Source organism: Nonomuraea sp. NPDC049695 (assembly GCF_040674955.1).
GTDB classification, from domain to species: domain Bacteria; phylum Actinomycetota; class Actinomycetes; order Streptosporangiales; family Streptosporangiaceae; genus Nonomuraea; species Nonomuraea helvata.
This window is the reverse complement of the sequence record NZ_JBFANV010000002.1, coordinates 263,945-282,232: the sequence shown is the minus strand read 5'-3', so window position 1 is coordinate 282,232 and position 18,288 is coordinate 263,945. Positions and strand designations below refer to the sequence as shown.

The following is an 18,288-nucleotide window of genomic DNA, read 5'->3' as shown; positions in this document are numbered from 1 at the left end:
TCAGGCCCGGCTGGAACCCTCCAACGGCCCATCATGACCCGAGTCTGAGTCCCCAAACGCCGCCTGGGAAGACCACCAAGATCTTCAGGAGACTCATAGGCGGTGTCTTCCGCGGCCGCACCGTAGGTGACGTGGGTGCGGACCGGTGAGAGAGGCCCGAGCAGCCGGTCGGTCAGGAACAGGTAGTGCGAGGCGACCTCGCGCAGGAACCCGCCCTGCGCCCGCCCGGCCACCCACCCGGCGCTCTCCTGGAACGAGCGGGGCCACTCGGGGAAGGTGAACCGCATCTCGACCCCGCGCACGGTGCCGGCCTGGCCGGTACGCAGCGCCTCCGCGACGGCCAAGGCGGCGCCGCGGTCGGACATGACGAAGTTCAGCGCGTTCACCGTGCCCGTCGCCGCGGCCACGGTCACCATCTCCTCGCCCTCGGCCAGGTCCACGGCGAGTGGCTTCTCGGCGAAGACCGCCAGCCCCGCCTTCATGGCGCGTACCGCGTAGTGGGCGTGCGTGGCCGGCGGCGAGGCGATGTAGACGGCATCGAGCGCGCGGCGGCCGAGCAGTTCGTCCGGGTCCCCGACATAGGCCGGTGCCGGCTGGGCCGCCCGAGCCCGTTCGACCGCCTGCTCGCTGGGATCCGCGGCCACGACCACCTCGAACCGCGGGTGCCGCTGCGCGACGTCGAGCATTTCAGCGCCCATCACGCCCAGGCCGATGACGCCGAGGCGGATCTTGCTCCCCATTTCCATGTACGGATCCTCGACTATGGGGAAATTTCAGCACAAGCGATGATTTCTTAACCATTGTGAAGTGGGACTGTATGATCGGCCCGTGCTGGACGTTCACCGCCTGGCTGTGCTGCGGGCCGTCGTGGAGACCGGCTCGATCCAGGCCGCCGCCGCCAACCTCGGCTACACGCCCTCCGCGATCAGCCAGCACATCGCCGCCCTGCAGCGGGAGACGGGCACGGTGCTCATGGAGCGCCACGGCCGCGGCATCCGGCCCACCGAGGCGGGCCGGCTCCTGGCGAGCCACGCCGGGCAGATCCAGACCCAGATCGCCCGCGCCGAGACCGCACTCGCCGACCTGCGCGCGGGCAGAACGCGCCGGCTTACCGTCCGCTACTTCGCCACGGCCGGAGCCGTCCTGATCCCGCCCGTCATCGCGGAGTTCAACCGCCGGTTCCCGGAGGTCAGGGTGGAGCTACGGCTCGGCAAGGGACTGACCGGCGAGGCCGCCGACGCCGAGATCATGGTGCTGGACGACACCGTTCAGGTGCCGGCCGGGCTGCGGGCCGTCCACCTGCTCGACGACCCCTTCCTGGCGATCCTGCCGCCGGGGCACGCGCTCGCCGCCGAAGAGGTCATCGAGCTGGGCAGGCTACGCGGCGAACCGTGGATCGACAACGAGTGGCCCACCAGCGTCTGCCGGCAGACCATGCTCGACGCGTGCGGCGCGGCCGGCTTCAGCCCCAACTTCGTGGTGGAGGCCCACGACTACGCCACCGCGGTCGCCTTCGTCGCGACCGGACTGGGCGTGACCATGGTTCCCCGGCTCGCGCTCAGCATCATGCCGGCCACCACGTTCACCTGCGTGCCGGTCACCCGGCCCGCTCCGGTCCGCTCCATCTTCGTCGTCGTGAAGGAATCGACCGAGGGTCATCCGCCGCTGTCGGCGTTCCTGGACCTGCTCCGGGAAGCCGCCGCCGCGCATCGTTGACCCCGTACCGCCTGCGCGTCACGCTCCGCCGGCCACGCCGACCAGGTAGTCGGCCAGCTCGCGCGGGTGCGACAGCATCGCCATGTGGCTGCCGGGCAGCTCGTCCGGGGCGATGCCGAGGCGCTCCTTCACGTGGCGGCGGACGAAGTCCGGGGTGAAGAAGCGGTCGTCGCGGCAGAGCACGTACCTCGTCGGCACGTCGGGCCAGGCCGCCAGTGGCCAGGGCTCGCGAACCGCCCGGTCCATGCTCATCTTCTCGGCGAGCGCGCGGTCGTGAGCCAACACCCGCTCGCCCAGCTCGCGCGGGACGTCGTGCAGGTAGAGCTCGTACTCGTCCTCGATGTCCGACGAGGGCCGGCCGCTGCGCTCCCACCAGTCGCCCGGCGCCTCCCCCGGACTGGGGATCATGGCGGTGACCAGCACCAGCGCGTCGGCCCTTGCCCGCGCGCAGACGAGCGGGCCGACGAAACCGCCCCAGGAGTGGGCCACCACGACCAGGTCCCGGCGGTCGCCGACTGCCTGGACGACGGCGTCCGCGTAGTCCCAGAGCCCCGCCTGCGGGTCGGACACCGGGAGGTCCACCGCGACCGTGTCATGCCCCTGGGCGCGTACCTCGGCTTCGACCAGGTGCCAGTCGAAGGCGCTGCCACCGCCGCCGTGGATCAGAGCGAAGGTTGTCATGACTGTGTTGACCTGCGGCGGGGCGGAAACTCATCGCGGTGTCCCGGCATAAGCTCCTCCGGTGGGCACATCAAGGACTTCGTGGCGTAACACAACACATGACTGGGCGAGTGGCGTGGACGGCGAGCACCTCGCCCATATCCGTCAGGACCCGCTCGCCTTCGCTCCCGGCGGTCTTCGCCACCTGGTCCTCGAAGTCGTCGCCTACGCGGCCGACGAGGCGGAGAGCAGCGGCGGCGGGCACTGCACCGTCACGCTCCATGCCGACGGCTCGGTGTCGGTGGCGGATGACGGGCGGGGCACCGACACCCGCCTCGACGAGCACGACCGCGCCGTGAAGAAGCCGATCATGGCCACGAAGGACCTGCGGTTCTTCGACCGCCCCGGCACGCAGGTGCTTCCCGACGGTCATCCGCGCCGGGGGATGTCCGTCGTCGCGGCGCTCAGCGAGTGGCTCGTCCATACCAACCGCCGCCGGGGCGGTGCCTGGACGCAGCGGTACGAGCACGGCGTACCCGTGACCGATCTGGTGCCGATCGCCGACGACGGCACGACGGGAACGGTCGTCCACTTCCGCCCGGACGGGCTTCCAGGTGCGGCGAGCGGAGAACTGGCGCGCCTGGTCTCCTCGTGGGGCCTGCTGTCGGTCGAGATGAACGACCACCGCTAGCGCCGTTCAGGGACGGCGCGGCGTGTACGGGGCCAGTGCGGCGAGGTCCACGTCGGCGTCCGGCCAGCGCCGGCGTAAGGCGTCGGCCAGGCGGTGGCACCAGCCGGCCAGTCGCGGCAGTGCCCGCCAGGCCTCGGCGGTGCGGGCGGCGGCCTCCAGGACCGCGACGAGCTGGGTCCGGCTGTTGTCACCGGCTGGACGGGCATCCAGCACAGACAGGCGCCACAGGCGGACCAGCGCGAACGCCACGCACGCCGCCGCCAGGGCCGTGCCGTAGCGCCGCTCGTCCTCGGCCTCCGGCACACCGGCGGCCAGAGCGCGCCGGTAGGCATCGGCCGGCTCCCGCTGAGCAGCCGCGGCGGGCGTGCCCACCGACATCCACGCCGGGCCCGGGACGTACAGGCAGACGGCGTCGTGCAGGGCGTGGGTGAAGCCCGCGAACTCGAAGTCGATCAGGCGCGCGTCAGGCGGACCATCGGCGTGCACCAGCACGTTGTTGGCCTCCGCATCGCCGTTGCTGAGCACCAGGAACGGCCCTGGATCGGCCAGCGTCTCCAGCGCCGAGGCGAGCTCGTGCTCGACCGCGCCGGTGATCGGCTCCCCCAGCACCTCGGCCTGCGGCACTCCTTCCGCGCGCAGCCGCGCGACCCGCCCGAGCCGGTCGGCCTCCGCGTCAACCGGCCCGAGTGCGGCTCGGCGCCGGTAGTACGGCTCCGCGCGACCGGTGGTGAGCGCCCCGAGCTCGCCGCGAGCGCGGGCGCAAGCGGTCAGCCGTTCCAGATGGGCGTCGGCGCCGTCACGGCGCAGCAGCCCGTCCAGCGCGGTCCGCGGGGCGAGGTCCTCCAGCACGATGCGCCCGCCGGGCAGGTCCTCCGCCAGCACGCGCGGAGCCAGGTCAGCTCCAAGGTCCTCCGACAGGAACCTGAGCGCCGCCACCTCCGTGCACAGCCGCCATGCCTCACTGTGCCTGCCGTCGACGTGCGGACCCGTCCATTTGACGATCACCGTCTCGTCGCGGTCGGTGCGGGCGCGGGCGACCCGCCACGGCTCCAGCCTGGTCCATGCCACCACGTTGAGCATCGCCGATCACCTGTCCTGTGGGCGGTCTGGAGCCGGCCTATGGTCACGTCCACTTGCATGGTGTATGAGTCGATCTTAACGGGTGAACAAGGGAGACCTTCGTGGCCGAGCAGTGGATGACGTCCGCTCTGACCTGGTTCGTACGGATGGCAGCCGCGTGCGCCCTGGCCGCACCCGTGATGTCACCCACCGGCGCGGCGGCACTGACGACCGCTGCGGCGCCGCTCCAACCGCTGAGCCTGACAGGCCTCGCTCTGCGCGCCGGATCCGACCCCTACACGGTGCCGCTCTCGGCGGAGTACGAGCAGGTGGGCATGGGCGGCGTGCTCAGCGGGAGCGACCGTACCGCGTTACCGGGCAGCGAAGACGCCGGCTGCGCGGCCCGGGCGGCGTACCGGCCGCTGGTGCCGGTCAGCACCTGGTTCTGCTGGGACGCCGCCGCCCAGGGCGACAAGGACGACCTCCCGCACTCTCCCTGGGTACCTCAGGGGCTGGCCACCTCCGGCGAGGCCCAGCTCGGCGGCACCCCGATCGGCAGTGAGCACAGGGCGCTCATCACCAGCTGGGCCTGGCTGAACTCGCCCGACCCGAACGCCCCCGACTACCGCACCAACTCCGTGATCCTGAAGGTCGTCGACCTCGACGACCGCCGCTACCGCAACGTCCTGCCCGTGTGGGTGGACAGCCGGGGCGGGCTGCGACGCGTCTACGGACACGGCGGCGGGCTGGCGTGGTACGGCCCCTACCTGTTCATGACCTCCAGCTCCAACTGGAATGGCTACTCAGGCCCCGACTCCACCCAGCACACGATCCGGGTGTTCGACACCCGCAAGATCTACCGCAAGCGGGACGGAGGGGGCGGTGACTACCGTTACGTCATTCCGGAGGTACGCCACTACATCACCCCCATCCTCCTCGACTTCGTCTCACTCGACCGCAACAGCTCCGGCGGCGCGAGCCTGGTCGCGGGCACGTACAAGCGCTCCAGCGGCACCTCCGCCTCCCTGGCCGGCACCAAGCTGGTCCGCTACCGCTTCCAGCCGCCGCCCGACGGCGACTACCGGCTCATCACCTCCCCCGTGCAGGCCTGGGTGTCCACCGTCCCGGCGAACCCGGCCGACGCCATCAGCGACGTGCAGGGCGTTCAGGCCGACGGCAACGTCCTCTACCTCAACATGTCGGCCGGCTCTCACCCCGGCCCGAACCCCAGCAGGCGCTTCGCCACCGTGAACGTCAGCGGCGCCGCCTCCACCTGGACGATCCACGCCCACACGAGCTGGGCCTACCGGCCGGAGGACCTGTCACTCTGGTACGGCACCGGCGAGCTGTGGGGGCTCACCGAAGGCGAGGAGGAACGGGTCGTCTTCTCCGTCAGAGTCGCCGACACCGATCCGGCATAACAGCACTTATATAAGCACTGTTACAATGCGGGCATGACGGAAGACCCCACACTCGATCCCACAGACCAGAGCCTCTGGCGGCCGCTGCGGCTGCTCCAGGAGTCGATGGACGCGGACATCGCCCGGCTCTACACCGAGAACCAGATCGACGGCCTCAAGCCCAGCTTCGTGATGGAGCTGCTCCGGCTGCACGCCCGTGGACCGATGACCATCACCGAGCTGGCCGAGTCGGTCGGCAGGACGCACTCGGCGCTCAGCCAGAAGGTGGCCGCGATGCGCACGGCCGGTTGGGTGGAGACCGTCACGGGCGACGACGCGCGCAGCAAGAAGGTGACGCTCACGGACGACGCCCGCGCCGTCGTCGGTCGCCTGGCGGCGGAGTGGCGGGCCACCGAGGCCGCCCTCGCCGACCTCGAGGCGGAGATCCCTTATCCGCTCTCCCGGGTCGTCACCGACATCGAGCGGGCTCTCGAGCGCAAGAGCTTCCACGACCGGATCGCCGAGAAGCTGGCCCAGGACCCCGCGTGGGGCTGAGGCACGCGCTGGTCGACGTCACCCCGCTGCGGTCGTCACCGCCGTTCCGGCGGTTATGGATCGGCGGGGCGCTGTCCGGGTTCGGCAGCCAGATGACGCTCGTCGCCGTGATGTTCCAGGTCTGGCAGACGACGGAGAGCACTGCCTGGACCGGCGCCGTCGGCCTGGCGCAGGCGATGCCGCTCGTGGTGCTCGGACTCTTCGCCGGGTCGGTCGTCGACCGCGTGGACCGCCGGAAGCTCTGCCTGTTCACGACCGCCGGGCAGGCGGTGTGCTCCTTCCTTCTCGCGCTTCAGGGCTTCTTCGGGCACCTCCCGGCCGCCGGGGTGCTGGGGCTGGTGGTCCTGCATTCCTGCTGCTCCGCCGTCGGCGGCCCGGCCTCGCGCACCTTCGTCACGCACCTTCTGCCGAAGCACCAGCTGGCCGCCGGGCTGGCGCTGAGACGGATCTCCTTCCAGGGCTCCATGCTGGTGGGCCCCGCACTGGGCGGGCTGGTCGTGGGCGGGCTGGGTGTCGGCGGCTGCTACCTGATCGACGCGCTCACCTTCCTCGTCGCGCTCTACAGCGTGTCCGGCCTGCCGCCGATGAGCCCCGAAGGCGAGCCCGCCCGTCCCGGTCTGCGCGGAGTGCTGGACGGCCTGACCTTCCTGGCGGGCACTCCCGTCATTCGCGGAGCCCTGCTCACGGACCTGGCCGTCACCGTGCTGTCGATGCCGGTCAGCCTGTTCCCACTGATCAACGCCGAACGGTTCGGCGACGATCCGCGTGCTCTCGGGCTGTTCCTCACGGCCATAGCCGTCGGCGGCGTCGCGGCGTCCCTGTTCTCCGGGACCTTCACCCGGCTGCCCCGCCCCGGCCTGGTCATGCTCGGCGGATCCGCCACATGGGGCGCGGCGCTCACGCTGTTCGGCCTGTCGCCCCATCCATGGGCAGGACTGGCCTTCCTCGTCGTGGCCGGCGCCGCCGACACCGTCTCCGTGGTGTCCCGGAGCACCATCGTCCAGACGCACACCCCGAACGAACTGCTCGGCCGCGTCAGCGCCGCAGAACAGATCGTCGGGCAGGCCGGTCCGGACCTCGGCAACCTGCGCGGCGGTCTCGTCGCGGACGCCACGTCAGGCGCGGCGGCCCTGGTCAGCGGCGGCCTGCTCTGCCTTTGCGCCGTCGCTCTGGTGGGGGCCACGACGCCGGGCCTGCGTCGGCCGTCCGCGGTGTCCTCGCCCCAGGCAACGCCGACCAGCCCGTAAGGCCCCGGCCTCTCGTGCCAAGATCACCATATGGACCGATTAGTCATGACACTTCTGGTGGCGATGCTGCTCCTCAGCGGTGGCAGATACCTGATCGGACCGCTCGAGTTCGAGGACCACGCCGCGCAGGCCGTCCGGACCTGGCGGACCAGCGGCGCCGCGGAGATCTGGCGCGACGGTTTCGTGCCCCTCGGGGACCTGAGCGCGATGTCGCCGGAGGTGCGCAAGAAGATCGAGCACGACGACGAGGAGTACGGCTGGGGCGTGGCCGGCCCGCTCCCCGCTCCCCCGGCTGGGGCCCAGATCCGCTGGGACGACGGGTCCACGATGCGGGTCCCCGTGATCGAGCCGCGGGAGGCGCTGATGGCGCTGTCCCCCTGGCCGGAGGAGTACACCTTTCCTGATGACAAGACGTACAAGCTGACCGGGGCCACCCTCACGACGATGCGGCTGGAGACCGTACGCGGCATGGCGACCGTGCCCGCGTGGCGGCTGCACTTCACGAACCTGCCCGGCCCGATCGACCGTGTCGCGGTCGATCGGGGCGCGATGGTCAGCATCGTGGACGCCGTGGGCGAACACGCGTCAGGCGAGGGGGTCACAGACGTCAAGGTGCTCGACGAACGCACGCTGCTGGTGGAATACGCGTACGGCTCCTGCGGCGGCGAGCCGCCCGACGCCCGGCTACGCGTCAGCGAGCGGTCGGATGTGGTGGTGTTGGGCCTCTATGTCGCCGAGCAGGTCTCCGGTCCGTGCGCGGGCGTCGGCCTGTGGGGCGAGGACGTCATCAGGCTGGAGGAGCCGCTGGGCGATCGCGTGGTGCTGGACGCGAGCAGCCGGCTTCCCGTCCTCTGTCATGATGCGCCGTACGGGTGCGATTCCAGGAACGGGTGACCTGGAAATTCGGTTGGCAGCCGCTGACAGTGTCGTGATACTGCGGGGATGTTCACCGATGCCGACGCCGCCGCCCTGTACGACGTGCTCAACCCGTGGGACCCCGTCCGGTATCCCAGCAGCGCGTTCTACGACGAGTTCGTGATGGCCGCGGACGCCGTGCTGGACGTGGGGTGCGGCACCGGAAGCATGCTCCACCAAGCCCGCGCGCTCGGTCACCGCGGGCGTCTCGTCGGGCTCGACCCGGACCTGGCCGCGCTGGAACGGGCCCGGCGGCGCACGGACATCGAGTGGGTCGCCGGCGTCGCGGCGGACGCGGCCTGGGATCGCGAGTTCGATCTGGCGATCATGGCCAGCAACGCCTTCCAGTGCTTCGTCACCGACGAAGAGCTGTCGGAGTCGCTGGCCGCGATCCGGAGGGCGCTATATGACGGCGGCCAGTTCGTCTTCGAGACGCGCAACCCCAGGGCGCGCCAGTGGGAAGAGTGGAACCCGTCGAACGCCATCGACATCGTGGACGGAGAGGGCCGTCGGCTCCGCGTGTCGCACCACGTCGAGTCGGTGGTCGACGACGTGGTGACGTTCACCGAGACGACTGCCGACCAGGACGGAGCCGTCCTGCGCGTCGATCGTGCGAGTCTGCGCTTCCTCGACGTGCCGGAACTCGGGACGTTCCTCAGCGAGGCGGGCTTCGAGATCGAGGCGCAGTACGGTGGCTGGCACCGCGAGCCTGTCACCGATGCCGGCCGCTCGATCGTCACGATCGCGCGCAGGATCTAGACGCGCACCGCTGGGCTCCTGGCTGGTGTCAGCCGGTGGCTTGCGCGCGCGTACGGCGGAAGCGGAAGAAGACCATCACCGCGGCGGCGATCAGGCTGACGAGGCCGGCGAGCGCGAGAATCAGGATCCAGGGCGAGTCCACCGAAGCCGCCAGGCCCCACGTTCCGGCCTTGGCGGGAAAGGTGAGCGTCCCGGTCGTCGTGCGGGCGACCCGGCCGCTCCTGAGGATGAGCTCGAACTTCCACGGCCCGTCGGGGAGTTCATCACCCAGCTCCACGGTGATGTCCCCGCGCTGGCCGGGTGCCAGGGTCGTGCCACGGGCGACCTGGAACGGCCCGGCGCTCATGGAGCTCGGCCCTTCCGTCAGCGTCAGGTGCCCGTCGATGTCGATGGCGCGCTCGCCGGTGTTGGCGACGGCCGCCACGACCTTGGGCTGCCCATCGTCGGTCCGCTGGGGAGTGATCGTGCCGATCTGGAAGTCCGAGGGCGGGTCCCCGCCGAGCCCGACATCGAGATAGGCGCGGATTCCGACGCGGTTGACGAGCGTGACGTTTCCGTTGGTGCCGTTCGCCTTGTCCGACGAGACCTGGGCCCAGATGACGGCGTAGCGCTCCCCTTTGCTGGCCCATCGCGGCACGGCGACGCGGGCCTTCAGCCGCGCGCTGCCGTGCGGCGGAAGGTCCACCGCTGAGCGGTCGAGCCTGATCCACGAGGTCAGCTCGTTGGCGGTGCGGTCGGGCGCGAAGGTGAAGCGGCCGCGACCGACGGAGGCCGCGGCCGGGTAGAGCTCGACATGCTGCGCCTCGTCCGAAGTGCTGCGGATCTCCATGCGCCGGGTGAAAGCGGTGCCCGGATTGACATGGTCGACGATGAACACATGTGAGCGCGGGTCGTCCACCCGGTTGGCGGGGATCTCCAGCAGCCTGATGCTGATCGTGCCATCGTCCGAGGGGCGCGCACGTCCCCGCTCCGGGTCCGCGACCGCCGGAACGCCGATCATGGCGTGCAGAAGGAACGCGAGCAGCGTCGCGGAGGCGGAGCGGGGAAACGTTGATCGAGACATGTACGCGTTACGCGACTGAGTGGTTCACCGTGCCCGTATAGGTGCCCGCCACCGCGGCGTCGGGGACGTTGATCACCAGAGTGGGGTTCCAGGTGGCGAAGTTGTCGCCGGAGCCGGTCGTCTTGCTGAAGGCGGTGCGTGTGGCAGACAGTGTCTCGGCGGCGGCAGCGGTGAGCTGGCCTGGCACGAATGTTCCGCCGGTGTTCGAGGTGGCTGTGGCCGGGCCCGACCAGTACAGCACAGCCGTATTGGGGATGGTCTCGGCACCCGTGCTGCCGCCGGTGGTGAAGCCTCCCGATGCGGCGACCACCGACGCGACCCAGGTGGCGTTGAGCGCCGCGCGCTGGTCCTGCACCGTGACCGAGCCGAGGTGGCCGCTGATCTGGCCGCCCGAGTTGCCGCTTCCGAGGTCCACGGCGGGAGGGCCCGGCACGGTTATGGACAGTCCTCCCTCGGCGGTCACCGTGAAGGTCACGGTGGTGGGGCAGGTGGTGCTCGCGGCGCAGGTGGTGTCGGCCTGCGCGGGCGCGGTCATGGCCACGGCTGCGACCAGGCCGGCGGCACCCGCAAGAGAAGAGCCCAGACGACGGTTGAACACTGCTGTCTCCTTCATCGATTGCCGCCCAGTGCCCGGGCTGCCTGCATAGTCACATTCTTCGCAGCAGTCACAGAAGAAAAACCGGACGCATCGGTGCATGGACAATTCTTGGCTTGCGCGTGGGGGACGCCACATATCTTCCGTCGTCGCCCCTTCCTGGAAATTCACCGTATAGCGGGGACGAAACGACAGCATCCGAGCGCCGCTGCCGAATCGGCGTCCTTACCGAGGCCATTACGTCAGGCTTGCGATACACATACGCGGCGAGGGAATGCCCAGGGGCTGCGGTGATCTAGGCTGCCAACGTTCGCGCACACCATTTAGCTGACGCTCCACGCGCTGCGAGGAATCGGAATGAGGACGAGCCGTGCCGATGGCTCCGTAACGCGAGTCTGCTGGTCGCTGCTCGCGTCGGCCGTGCTGCTGGTCTCCCTTCACCCGTCGGCGGCCCAGGCCGCCAGGACGGTGCCGAGCAGGGCGCTCGGCCGGCATGCCGCCACGCTGTCCGTCACCGTGCCCAGCGGCACGGTCAACTTCGGAAACGTCTCCAGGGGCGCCACGATCAGCGCCTCCCTTGGCACGGTGAACGTCACCGACACCAGGATCGGGATTCCCCCCTGGACGGCAACCGTCACGTCCACTGACTTCACCACCGTCGCGACACCCACGCAGACCATCACGAAAGGCAATGCCGCTTACTGGTCCGGCCCGGTCACCGCCCAGTCAGGCACCGGCAACCGCGTCCCCGGCCAGCCCACCGCGAACGACAGACGCTCTCTGGCAACGTCGGTGACCGCGTTCAACGGGCGCAAAATCTCGGCGATCAGCCAATCGACGAGCTGGGCGCCGACGGTCGTCGTCACCATCCCAGCCTCCGCCATCTCGGGGACCTACAGGGCCACCATCAGTCACTCGGTCGCCTGAACGGACGCCTTCCGACCAGAAAGCCGAGCCTCCAAGAGACCGCCGATGAGTTGACTTTTCCATGACCAGCCACGAACACGGATGGTCCGGAGCAGGCGGTGACCGTAAGTGATATTGGGAGCACCGGAGCGATCACGGCCAGATCGGGCGTCAAAGGTCGCGCCGGTGCCGCAGGGCTCGGCTGGTGGCGGCATGACAGCCGAGAGTCCCTATGCGCCATGCGGGTCCGGCGGCCTTTCGCTCTTCGTCCGGAAAGGATGTCATGCGTTCTCGACGTCTGAAGTATCCGCTCGTGGCCATGGCTTTGGCACTGGCGGCAAGCACGCTCTCGACCGCATCCGCTGACGCGGAATCCGACCCGTCACCCCTACGCCCGTGGGTGAAGCTCTGTCTCAAACTCAAACGGATGCCCGAGCACCGTCACATACGCTGCAAATTCCCGCCCCCGCGCCGGCACGCTTCGGCTGCCAGGCTCGCGGCACAGGCCCAGCGGGCCTCGATCGACGAGATCGAGATTCCGACCAGCCCCGCCACTCCCGTCGGCATCATCAGCGGGCCGGACGACAACCTGTGGTTCACCGAGAACACCGCCAACAAGATCGGGAAGGTCACCACAGGGGGACTGTTCACCGAATACTCCATTCCCACCACCGATTCCCAGCCGGGCCACATCGCCGTCGGCTCGGACGGCGCCCTGTGGTTCACAGAGGCGGTCGGCAACAAGATCGGAAAGATCACCACCAGCGGCACCATCACCGAATACACCCTGCCCACCAGCGACGCCTACCCGTGGGGCATCACCGCGGGACCGGACGACAACCTGTGGTTCGTCGAGCAGCTGGGCAACAAGATCGGGAAGATCACCACCAGCGGCACCATCACCGAGTACAGCCTGCCGACCAGCGACGCCTACCCGATGCGCATCACCGCGGGGCCGGACGACAACCTGTGGTTCACGGAGTCGCTGACGGGCAAGATCGGAAAGGTCACCACCAGCGGGACGTTCACCGAGTACAGCATCCCGTCCTCCAACGCTATCCCCATAGGGATCACCTCGGGCCCGGACGGCAACCTGTGGTACACCGACGCCAACGCGAAGGTGAGCAACGTCACCACCTCGGGCAGCTTCACCGAGTACGAGCTGGAGGACGTCAACGCCTTCCCGTGGGGCATCACCACGGGGCCGGACGACAACCTGTGGTTCGCCGAGCAGATCGGCGACAAGGTCGGCACCATCACCACGTCGGGAGACATCAGCGAATACGAGCTGCCCACGACCTTCTCCGGGGCGTTCGACATCACTAGCGGATCAGACGACAACCTCTGGCTCACCGAGGACTACGTCGACCAGCTGGCGATCATCACTCCTTGAGTGAACCGGCCGGCGGCGCCGCTCTCCCGGGGACCGGAAAGCGCGCCGCCGACCGCTTCTTTCACCGCATGTGGTCCACGGGGCGGGGCCGTGCGCAGGTGCTCGTGATGGTGACCGCCGCCCCGGAGTGGGCCGAGGCCAGCAGCGACTCCATGACGTCGAGCACGTGGAAGGCCAGCGATCCGTCCGTACGGGCCGTCTCTCCCGCCGGGGTCGAGGCGAAGTCCGCCAGACCCACGCCGCGCCCCGCCTCGACGTAGCCGGCCGCCTCGGGAAGGGCGCGCCATCCCTCCTCGCCCATCCCCGACACGAGGACGGACCCGTCGAAGCGGTTGGGATCGGGTACGACGAGCGAGCCCTTCTCCCCGTGCACCTCTATGTTGGGCGACTTGGTCGCCACCCCGTCGAAGCTCATCACCAGCGTGGTCAGCACTCCCGACTCGTGCACGAGCACTCCGGTGACGTGGGTGTCGACGGTGACCGGGATCTCCTCACCCCGCCGGGGGCCTGACCCGATCGTACGCTTGGCACGCGTGCGGCTGGCGGCCCCGATGACCGTCGTCACGGGTCCGAGCAGGGTCACCAGGCTGGTGATGTAGTAGGGGCCCATGTCGAGGAGGGGGCCGCCGCCGGGGACGTAGTAGAAGTCGGGGTTGGGGTGCCAGCGCTCGTGGCCGGGAGTCATCATCGTCGCGGTCGCCGCGATCGGCCTGCCGATCAACCCGTCGTCGATCGCCTTGCGCGCCGTCTGCGTACCCGTCCCCAACACCGTGTCGGGCGCGCAGCCCACGCGTACCCCGGCGGCGTCGGCCGCCCCGAGCATCCGCCCGGCATCCGCCACGGTCGCGGCAAGGGGCTTCTCGCAATAGACGTCCTTGCCCGCCGCTATGGCCTGCAGCGCGATCTCAGCATGCGCGGCCGGAACGGTGAGGTTGAGCACGACGTCCACGCGCGGATCCGCCATCAGCTCCGCCACGCTCACCACGTCGACCCCCGCGTAGGGCCGCACCGCCTCCCGCGCCCGGTCGAGGTCGAGGTCGGCGACGGCCACCAGCCGGACGTGCGGCAGCCGGTCGATGGTCTGGAAATACTGGGCCGAGATGGCGCCGCATCCGACCACGCCGACGTTCACCTGCTGGCCCACAGCATTCCCCTCTCGATGACGGTGCGCACGCTGTCGTTCTCCAGGACGTCGAGGCTGTGCCCCGGGGTCGCGACGAAGATCCGCCCACTCCCCCACTGCCGGGTCCAGATCGCCGGCGAGGTGACCTCCCGGTGCCAGGGGTCCCACGGGCGCACCTTCTGCGTCGTCGTCGCCAGCACGTCGATGTAGTCGTCGGTCAGGACCCAGTACTGCTCGGTGACGAGGTCGAAGTCCGCGATGCCCTCGGTGATGGGGTGCGTGGCCGCCTCGGGCAGCATGTTCACGGTGTACGGCACGAAGTTGTCAGCCTGCGAGCCCTCGCGCTCGGCCGGGTCCTTGCCCGGGTGGCAGGCGAACTGCCCGCCGATGAGGTGCAGGTAGTCGGAGGAGTTGCGGAAGGAGTCGGCGATGCCGCCGTGCCAGCCCGCCATTCCGGTGCCCGCCTGGATCGCGGCCTCCAGGCCCCGCAGTTCCGCCTGCTCGATCGTGCCCATCGTGTAGCACTGCACGATGAGATCGACGCCGGACATGAACGCCGGATCCGCGTACGGGGCCGGGGAGTCCGACCGGTGCACCTCGAACCCGTGCTTCTCCAGGAAGGGGACGAAGAGCTCGGTGGCCGCGACCGGGGCGTGCCCTTCCCAGCCGCCCCTCACCACGAGAGCCCTTCGCCCTTGTTCGTCTGTCATGCATTCGCCTATCGCTCAGGGGGACAAACGACTCCAATCGTCGCATTCATGAATGAACTATCTGAAGGGGCTGGTACTGACATTTTTCGCTACTTACCAGTACCGCTTGATGCTGTCGAGCTGGCCAGGCCGGTTCGTCATGATGGCGTCGACGCCGTACGAGAGCAGGCGACGCATGACGACAGGCCGGTCCGTCGGCCCGGTGTAGACCCGCATGCCCTTGCCGTGAACTGTCCTGACGAGTTCCGGTGTGAGGCTGGAGCGCGGCAGGCTGATCCCCTTGGCGAAGGTGCCCAGGTCGGAGAGCTTGCTCAGGTCCGGCTTGCCGAGCAGCGTGATGGGGACCTCGGGGATCATGCGATGGAAGGACCGCATCGCGTTCCAGTCGAACGCCTGCACGACCAGCCCACGGCCGCTCCACAACGAACGGTTCTGCCGCAGGAGGTTGGCCACCCGCTGATCGATCCCGGTATTGCCCGGCGAGTGCTTGATCTCCAGCAGCAGCCCGACGCCGTACCGCCGCATGGCCTGAAGCGCCTCGCCGAGAGTGGGCACCTTCTCGCCGCGGAACCCCGAGGAGAACCACGAACCGGCGTCCAGCCGCCGGATCTCCGCGAGCGTGAAGTCGGCGACCCGCCACGGGGACCGGTCGGGGAAGACCTGCTCGACGTTGGTGGTGCGGGACAGCGTCTGGTCGTGGATCAGGACGAGCTGCTGGTCCTTGGTCTGCTGGATGTCGAACTCGCACGCGTCGGCCCGCTGCATCCACGCCATGGTGCAGGCCGCGATGGTGTTCTCGGGCGCGTACGCGGCGCCGCCTCGATGCGCGATGTTGTCGACCGACGGCGAGGCGTGGGCCGCACCCGACATGCAGATCATGGTGGCCAGGGCCGCTGTGAAGGTGGCACCAAACGGGCGATACATACTTCCTCCTCGGGCTAGTAACCCGAACCCGACAAAGCGTCTCTTATGTCGAATGCGAGGAAAGTTCCCACTAGATGCCAGCAGCGATCGGTTTACCCGGCGTGTCGCTCATATCGGCACGAACTCTTTGCCCTGCCGGAAGCGCGGTTGGCGAGAGTGCGCCGCCGGCCAAGGATTCGTCGATCAGAGGGCGAGCCGGACCTCGTACTCCCTGAGCCACGCGTCGAGCTGCAGCATGCGCTCCAGCGCGGCGCGGTCGCCGCCGTTCTCGGCCGCCGGCCCGTCGATCAACGCACGCGCCCGGTCCAGGTCGATCACCTGTGCGCAGGCCGGGTCGCCGCGCTCGATCAGCGCGCGGGCCTCGTCGCGCAGTGCCTGGTCGTAGCCCGGGTCCTGGGTGGCGGGGTAAGGGCTCTTGACGCGCTGGAGGACCGAGTCGGGCAGCAGGTCGGCGGCGGCCGCGCGCAGCAGGCTCTTCTCGCGCCCGTCGAAAGTCTTCAGCGCCCAGGGGACGTTGAAGACGTACTCCACCAGCCGGTGGTCGCAGAACGGCACGCGCACCTCCAGCCCGACGGCCATGCTCATCCGGTCCTTGCGGTCGAGCAGGATCTGCACGAACCGGGTGAGATGCAGGTAGCTGATCTGCCGCATGCGCCGCTCGTGCCCCGTCTCGCCGGTCAGGGCGGGCACCTCGGCGAGCGCCCTGCGGTAGCTCTCGTCCTGGTAGCCGGGGAGGTCGAGGAGGCGCCGCACGTCGTCCTCGAGCAGGCGGTCCACCCCGGTCAGCGGGGAGAGCCCACCGACGAGCCAGGGGAAGGTGTCGGCCCCGACCGCCTCGGGGTCGTGGAACCACCGGTAGCCGCCGAAGACCTCGTCGGCCGACTCCCCGGACAGCGCCACGGTGGAGTGCCCCCGGATCGCCTTGAACAGCAGGTACAGCGAGCTGTCCATGTCGCCGATGCCGACCGGCAGGTCGCGGGCGCGCAGCACGGCGGCACGCACGGCGGGGTTCATCAGCTCGGCCGAGTCGAGCACGATGTCGGTGTGCTCGGCGCCGACGTGCCCGGCGAGCTCGTGCACGTACGGCGCGTCGGGCGTCGAGCGGGTGGAATCGGGCCTGAAGTGCTCGGTGTAGCCGGCGAAGTCGACGGCGAACGAGCGGACCGGGCCGAGCCCCTGGTCCCGCAGGCCCTTCGCGGCGATCGCGGTGATGGCGCTGGAGTCGAGGCCGCCGGACAGCAGCGAGCACAGCGGCACGTCGCTGATCAGCTGGCGGGTGACGATGTCGTCCAGCAGGCCGCGCACCGTCTTGACCGTGAAGTCGACGTCGTCCGGGTGCTCCTTGGATTCCAGCTGCCAGTAGCGCCGCTTGCTGATCCCCTCGCGGCCCACCCGTACCAGCTGGCCAGGACGCACCTCGTACATGCCCTTGAAGATCCCCTGCTCCGGCGTCTTGACGAACGACATCAGCTCGCGCAGCCCGTCGGCGTCCAGCACCCGCTGCGCGAGCGGGTTGGCCAGGATCGCCTTGGGCTCCGACCCGAACAGCACGCCGTGCGGCGTCGGGTAGTAGTACAGCGGTTTGATGCCCATGCGGTCGCGTACGAGGAGCAGCTCCTCGCGGGCGGCGTCCCAGACCGCGAAGGCGTACATGCCGTTCAGGCGGGCGGCCAGTTCCTCACCCCACTCCAGGTAGGCGCGCAGGACCACCTCGGTGTCGCTCTGGGTGCGGAAGCCGTGCCCGCGGGCGGCCAGCTCCGCGCGCAGCTCGCGGTAGTTGTACGCCTCTCCGCTGTACGTCAGCACGGCCGGCGCCCGCCCGCCGTCGTCGGCGACCATCGGCTGCCGGCCGCCCGGGAGATCGATGATGGCGAGCCTGCGGTGCCCGATGGCGGCGTGCGGCGCCGTCCAGAGCCCCTCGTCGTCGGGGCCGCGGCAGGCCATCGTGTCCGTCATGGCCCGGGCGATGTCCCCGGCGTCCCGTAGGTCTCGCTCGAAATCCACCCATCCGCAGATGCCGCACATATCGCTTTCCCCCGATTTCTCCGCAGGATCTGTCAGCTGCCCGGCCTGGGCGGGATATCACCCGGTCAAACGCCTCTTGACCAGGAAGAACGCCTGGTACGCGGTGCGGCGGCGGGCGGGCGGCCTGTTCCTGTGGATAACAGTTGAAGAACAGCCGATAGCGGGATTGTGGCCGTATGCAGCAGCATGGATATGTGTCAGTCATTTCCGCCAGGCGGAGATCGACCTTGCGCCGCGGGCCGTACCTGGCCCGAGCGGTGGTTCAGCTGCTGTCCTGGCCGGCGCTGGAGGTGCGCGACAACCGGCGCGGCATCGCGTTCACGGTCCAGGGCATCGAGATCCTGCGCCTGACCGGCGCGGACGAGGCGCGCCTGCGCCTGACGGAGCCCGCGATCGAACGGCTGGAGCCCGAACTGGGCGACTGCGATCAGGTCCAGCTCTGCGCCGACCACGCGTGGGTGACCTTGAAGGTCGAGGCCGAGCCCGACCTCGACCTGCTCCTCGCCCTGACCAGCGTGGCGATCAAGGCGCACGCCGCGTAAAAGGC

General features: G+C 69.6%; 19 protein-coding genes. 10 read left to right on the top strand and 9 right to left on the bottom strand.

The window, feature by feature from the left end; translation table 11 throughout:
- Window positions 1–746 (bottom strand): Gfo/Idh/MocA family oxidoreductase (locus tag AB0J64_RS03490; protein ID WP_364019930.1); only part of this gene is annotated, 746 nt, incomplete at its 3' end.
- Window positions 747–828: 82 nt separating this feature from the next.
- Here AB0J64_RS03490 and AB0J64_RS03485 point away from each other — a divergent pair.
- Window positions 829–1,716, top strand: coding sequence for a LysR family transcriptional regulator (locus tag AB0J64_RS03485; RefSeq protein WP_364019927.1), 888 nt, complete (start codon window positions 829–831; stop codon window positions 1,714–1,716).
- Between the two features lie 18 nt (window positions 1,717–1,734).
- On the opposite strand, the gene AB0J64_RS03480 is transcribed toward AB0J64_RS03485, so the two are convergent.
- Window positions 1,735–2,397, bottom strand: coding sequence for an alpha/beta hydrolase (locus tag AB0J64_RS03480; protein ID WP_364019924.1), 663 nt, complete (start codon window positions 2,395–2,397; stop codon window positions 1,735–1,737).
- Window positions 2,398–2,512: 115 nt separating this feature from the next.
- Between AB0J64_RS03480 and AB0J64_RS03475 the strand changes: the two genes are divergently transcribed.
- Complete coding sequence (locus AB0J64_RS03475; RefSeq protein WP_364019921.1) at window positions 2,513–3,067, top strand: ATP-binding protein; 555 nt, start codon at window positions 2,513–2,515, stop codon at window positions 3,065–3,067.
- Between the two features lie 6 nt (window positions 3,068–3,073).
- Here the strand turns inward: AB0J64_RS03475 and AB0J64_RS03470 are convergent, their stop codons facing one another.
- Window positions 3,074–4,147: a hypothetical protein gene (locus AB0J64_RS03470; protein WP_364019918.1), complete on the bottom strand. Its 1,074-nt coding sequence runs from the start codon at window positions 4,145–4,147 to the stop codon at window positions 3,074–3,076.
- Window positions 4,148–4,248: 101 nt separating this feature from the next.
- Here AB0J64_RS03470 and AB0J64_RS03465 point away from each other — a divergent pair, with 101 nt between their 5' ends.
- Genes AB0J64_RS03465 through AB0J64_RS03445 form a run of 5 tightly spaced genes read left to right on the top strand, consistent with a single transcriptional unit; the run spans window position 4,249 to window position 9,002 of the window.
- Window positions 4,249–5,547, top strand: coding sequence for a hypothetical protein (locus AB0J64_RS03465; RefSeq protein ID WP_364019916.1), 1,299 nt, complete (start codon window positions 4,249–4,251; stop codon window positions 5,545–5,547).
- 33 nt (window positions 5,548–5,580) lie between these two features.
- Window positions 5,581–6,081 carry a MarR family transcriptional regulator gene (locus AB0J64_RS03460; protein ID WP_364019913.1) on the top strand — a complete coding sequence of 167 codons (501 nt, stop codon included), beginning with the start codon at window positions 5,581–5,583 and terminating at the stop codon, window positions 6,079–6,081.
- On the top strand, window positions 6,072–7,328 hold the full coding sequence (locus AB0J64_RS03455) for an MFS transporter (RefSeq protein WP_364019910.1): 1,257 nt from the start codon (window positions 6,072–6,074) through the stop codon (window positions 7,326–7,328). Before AB0J64_RS03460 ends, AB0J64_RS03455 begins: the two co-directional genes overlap by 10 nt.
- 45 nt (window positions 7,329–7,373) lie before the next feature.
- Window positions 7,374–8,222 carry a hypothetical protein gene (locus AB0J64_RS03450; RefSeq protein WP_364019907.1) on the top strand — a complete coding sequence of 283 codons (849 nt, stop codon included), beginning with the start codon at window positions 7,374–7,376 and terminating at the stop codon, window positions 8,220–8,222.
- A 48-nt stretch (window positions 8,223–8,270) separates the two neighbouring features.
- A complete protein-coding gene (locus AB0J64_RS03445; RefSeq protein ID WP_364019904.1) occupies window positions 8,271–9,002 on the top strand; it encodes a class I SAM-dependent methyltransferase in 732 nt (243 codons plus the stop codon).
- A gap of 28 nt (window positions 9,003–9,030) precedes the next feature.
- Here the strand turns inward: AB0J64_RS03445 and AB0J64_RS03440 are convergent, their stop codons facing one another.
- The gene (locus AB0J64_RS03440) at window positions 9,031–10,065 is read right to left on the bottom strand and encodes a hypothetical protein (RefSeq protein WP_364019901.1); all 1,035 of its coding nucleotides are present in this window, start codon (window positions 10,063–10,065) and stop codon (window positions 9,031–9,033) included.
- Window positions 10,066–10,072: 7 nt separating this feature from the next.
- Complete coding sequence (locus AB0J64_RS03435; RefSeq protein WP_364019898.1) at window positions 10,073–10,663, bottom strand: hypothetical protein; 591 nt, start codon at window positions 10,661–10,663, stop codon at window positions 10,073–10,075.
- A gap of 354 nt (window positions 10,664–11,017) precedes the next feature.
- On the opposite strand from AB0J64_RS03435, the gene AB0J64_RS03430 reads away from it, so the two are divergent.
- Together AB0J64_RS03430 and AB0J64_RS03425 are read left to right on the top strand one after the other, a co-directional pair.
- Window positions 11,018–11,587 (top strand): hypothetical protein, encoded by a 570-nt coding sequence (locus AB0J64_RS03430; RefSeq protein ID WP_364019895.1) that lies wholly within the window; start codon window positions 11,018–11,020, stop codon window positions 11,585–11,587.
- 406 nt (window positions 11,588–11,993) lie between these two features.
- Window positions 11,994–12,959, top strand: coding sequence for a virginiamycin B lyase (locus AB0J64_RS03425; protein WP_364019892.1), 966 nt, complete (start codon window positions 11,994–11,996; stop codon window positions 12,957–12,959).
- 61 nt (window positions 12,960–13,020) lie between these two features.
- Here the strand turns inward: AB0J64_RS03425 and AB0J64_RS03420 are convergent, their stop codons facing one another.
- The 4 genes from AB0J64_RS03420 to asnB form a co-directional block, all read right to left on the bottom strand.
- The gene (locus AB0J64_RS03420; protein WP_364019889.1) at window positions 13,021–14,103 is read right to left on the bottom strand and encodes a Gfo/Idh/MocA family oxidoreductase; all 1,083 of its coding nucleotides are present in this window, start codon (window positions 14,101–14,103) and stop codon (window positions 13,021–13,023) included.
- Window positions 14,088–14,792, bottom strand: coding sequence for a ThuA domain-containing protein (locus AB0J64_RS03415; RefSeq protein WP_364019886.1), 705 nt, complete (start codon window positions 14,790–14,792; stop codon window positions 14,088–14,090). The genes AB0J64_RS03420 and AB0J64_RS03415 overlap by 16 nt, the downstream gene beginning before the upstream one ends.
- 93 nt (window positions 14,793–14,885) lie before the next feature.
- Window positions 14,886–15,716, bottom strand: a complete 831-nt coding sequence (locus AB0J64_RS03410; protein WP_364019884.1) for a glycerophosphodiester phosphodiesterase family protein — start codon at window positions 15,714–15,716, stop codon at window positions 14,886–14,888.
- Window positions 15,717–15,899: 183 nt separating this feature from the next.
- A complete protein-coding gene (gene asnB, locus AB0J64_RS03405; protein ID WP_364019881.1) occupies window positions 15,900–17,741 on the bottom strand; it encodes an asparagine synthase (glutamine-hydrolyzing) in 1,842 nt (613 codons plus the stop codon).
- A gap of 194 nt (window positions 17,742–17,935) precedes the next feature.
- On the opposite strand from asnB, the gene AB0J64_RS03400 reads away from it, so the two are divergent.
- Window positions 17,936–18,283, top strand: a complete 348-nt coding sequence (locus AB0J64_RS03400; protein WP_364019878.1) for a luciferase family protein — start codon at window positions 17,936–17,938, stop codon at window positions 18,281–18,283.
- Window positions 18,284–18,288 lie beyond the last annotated feature (5 nt).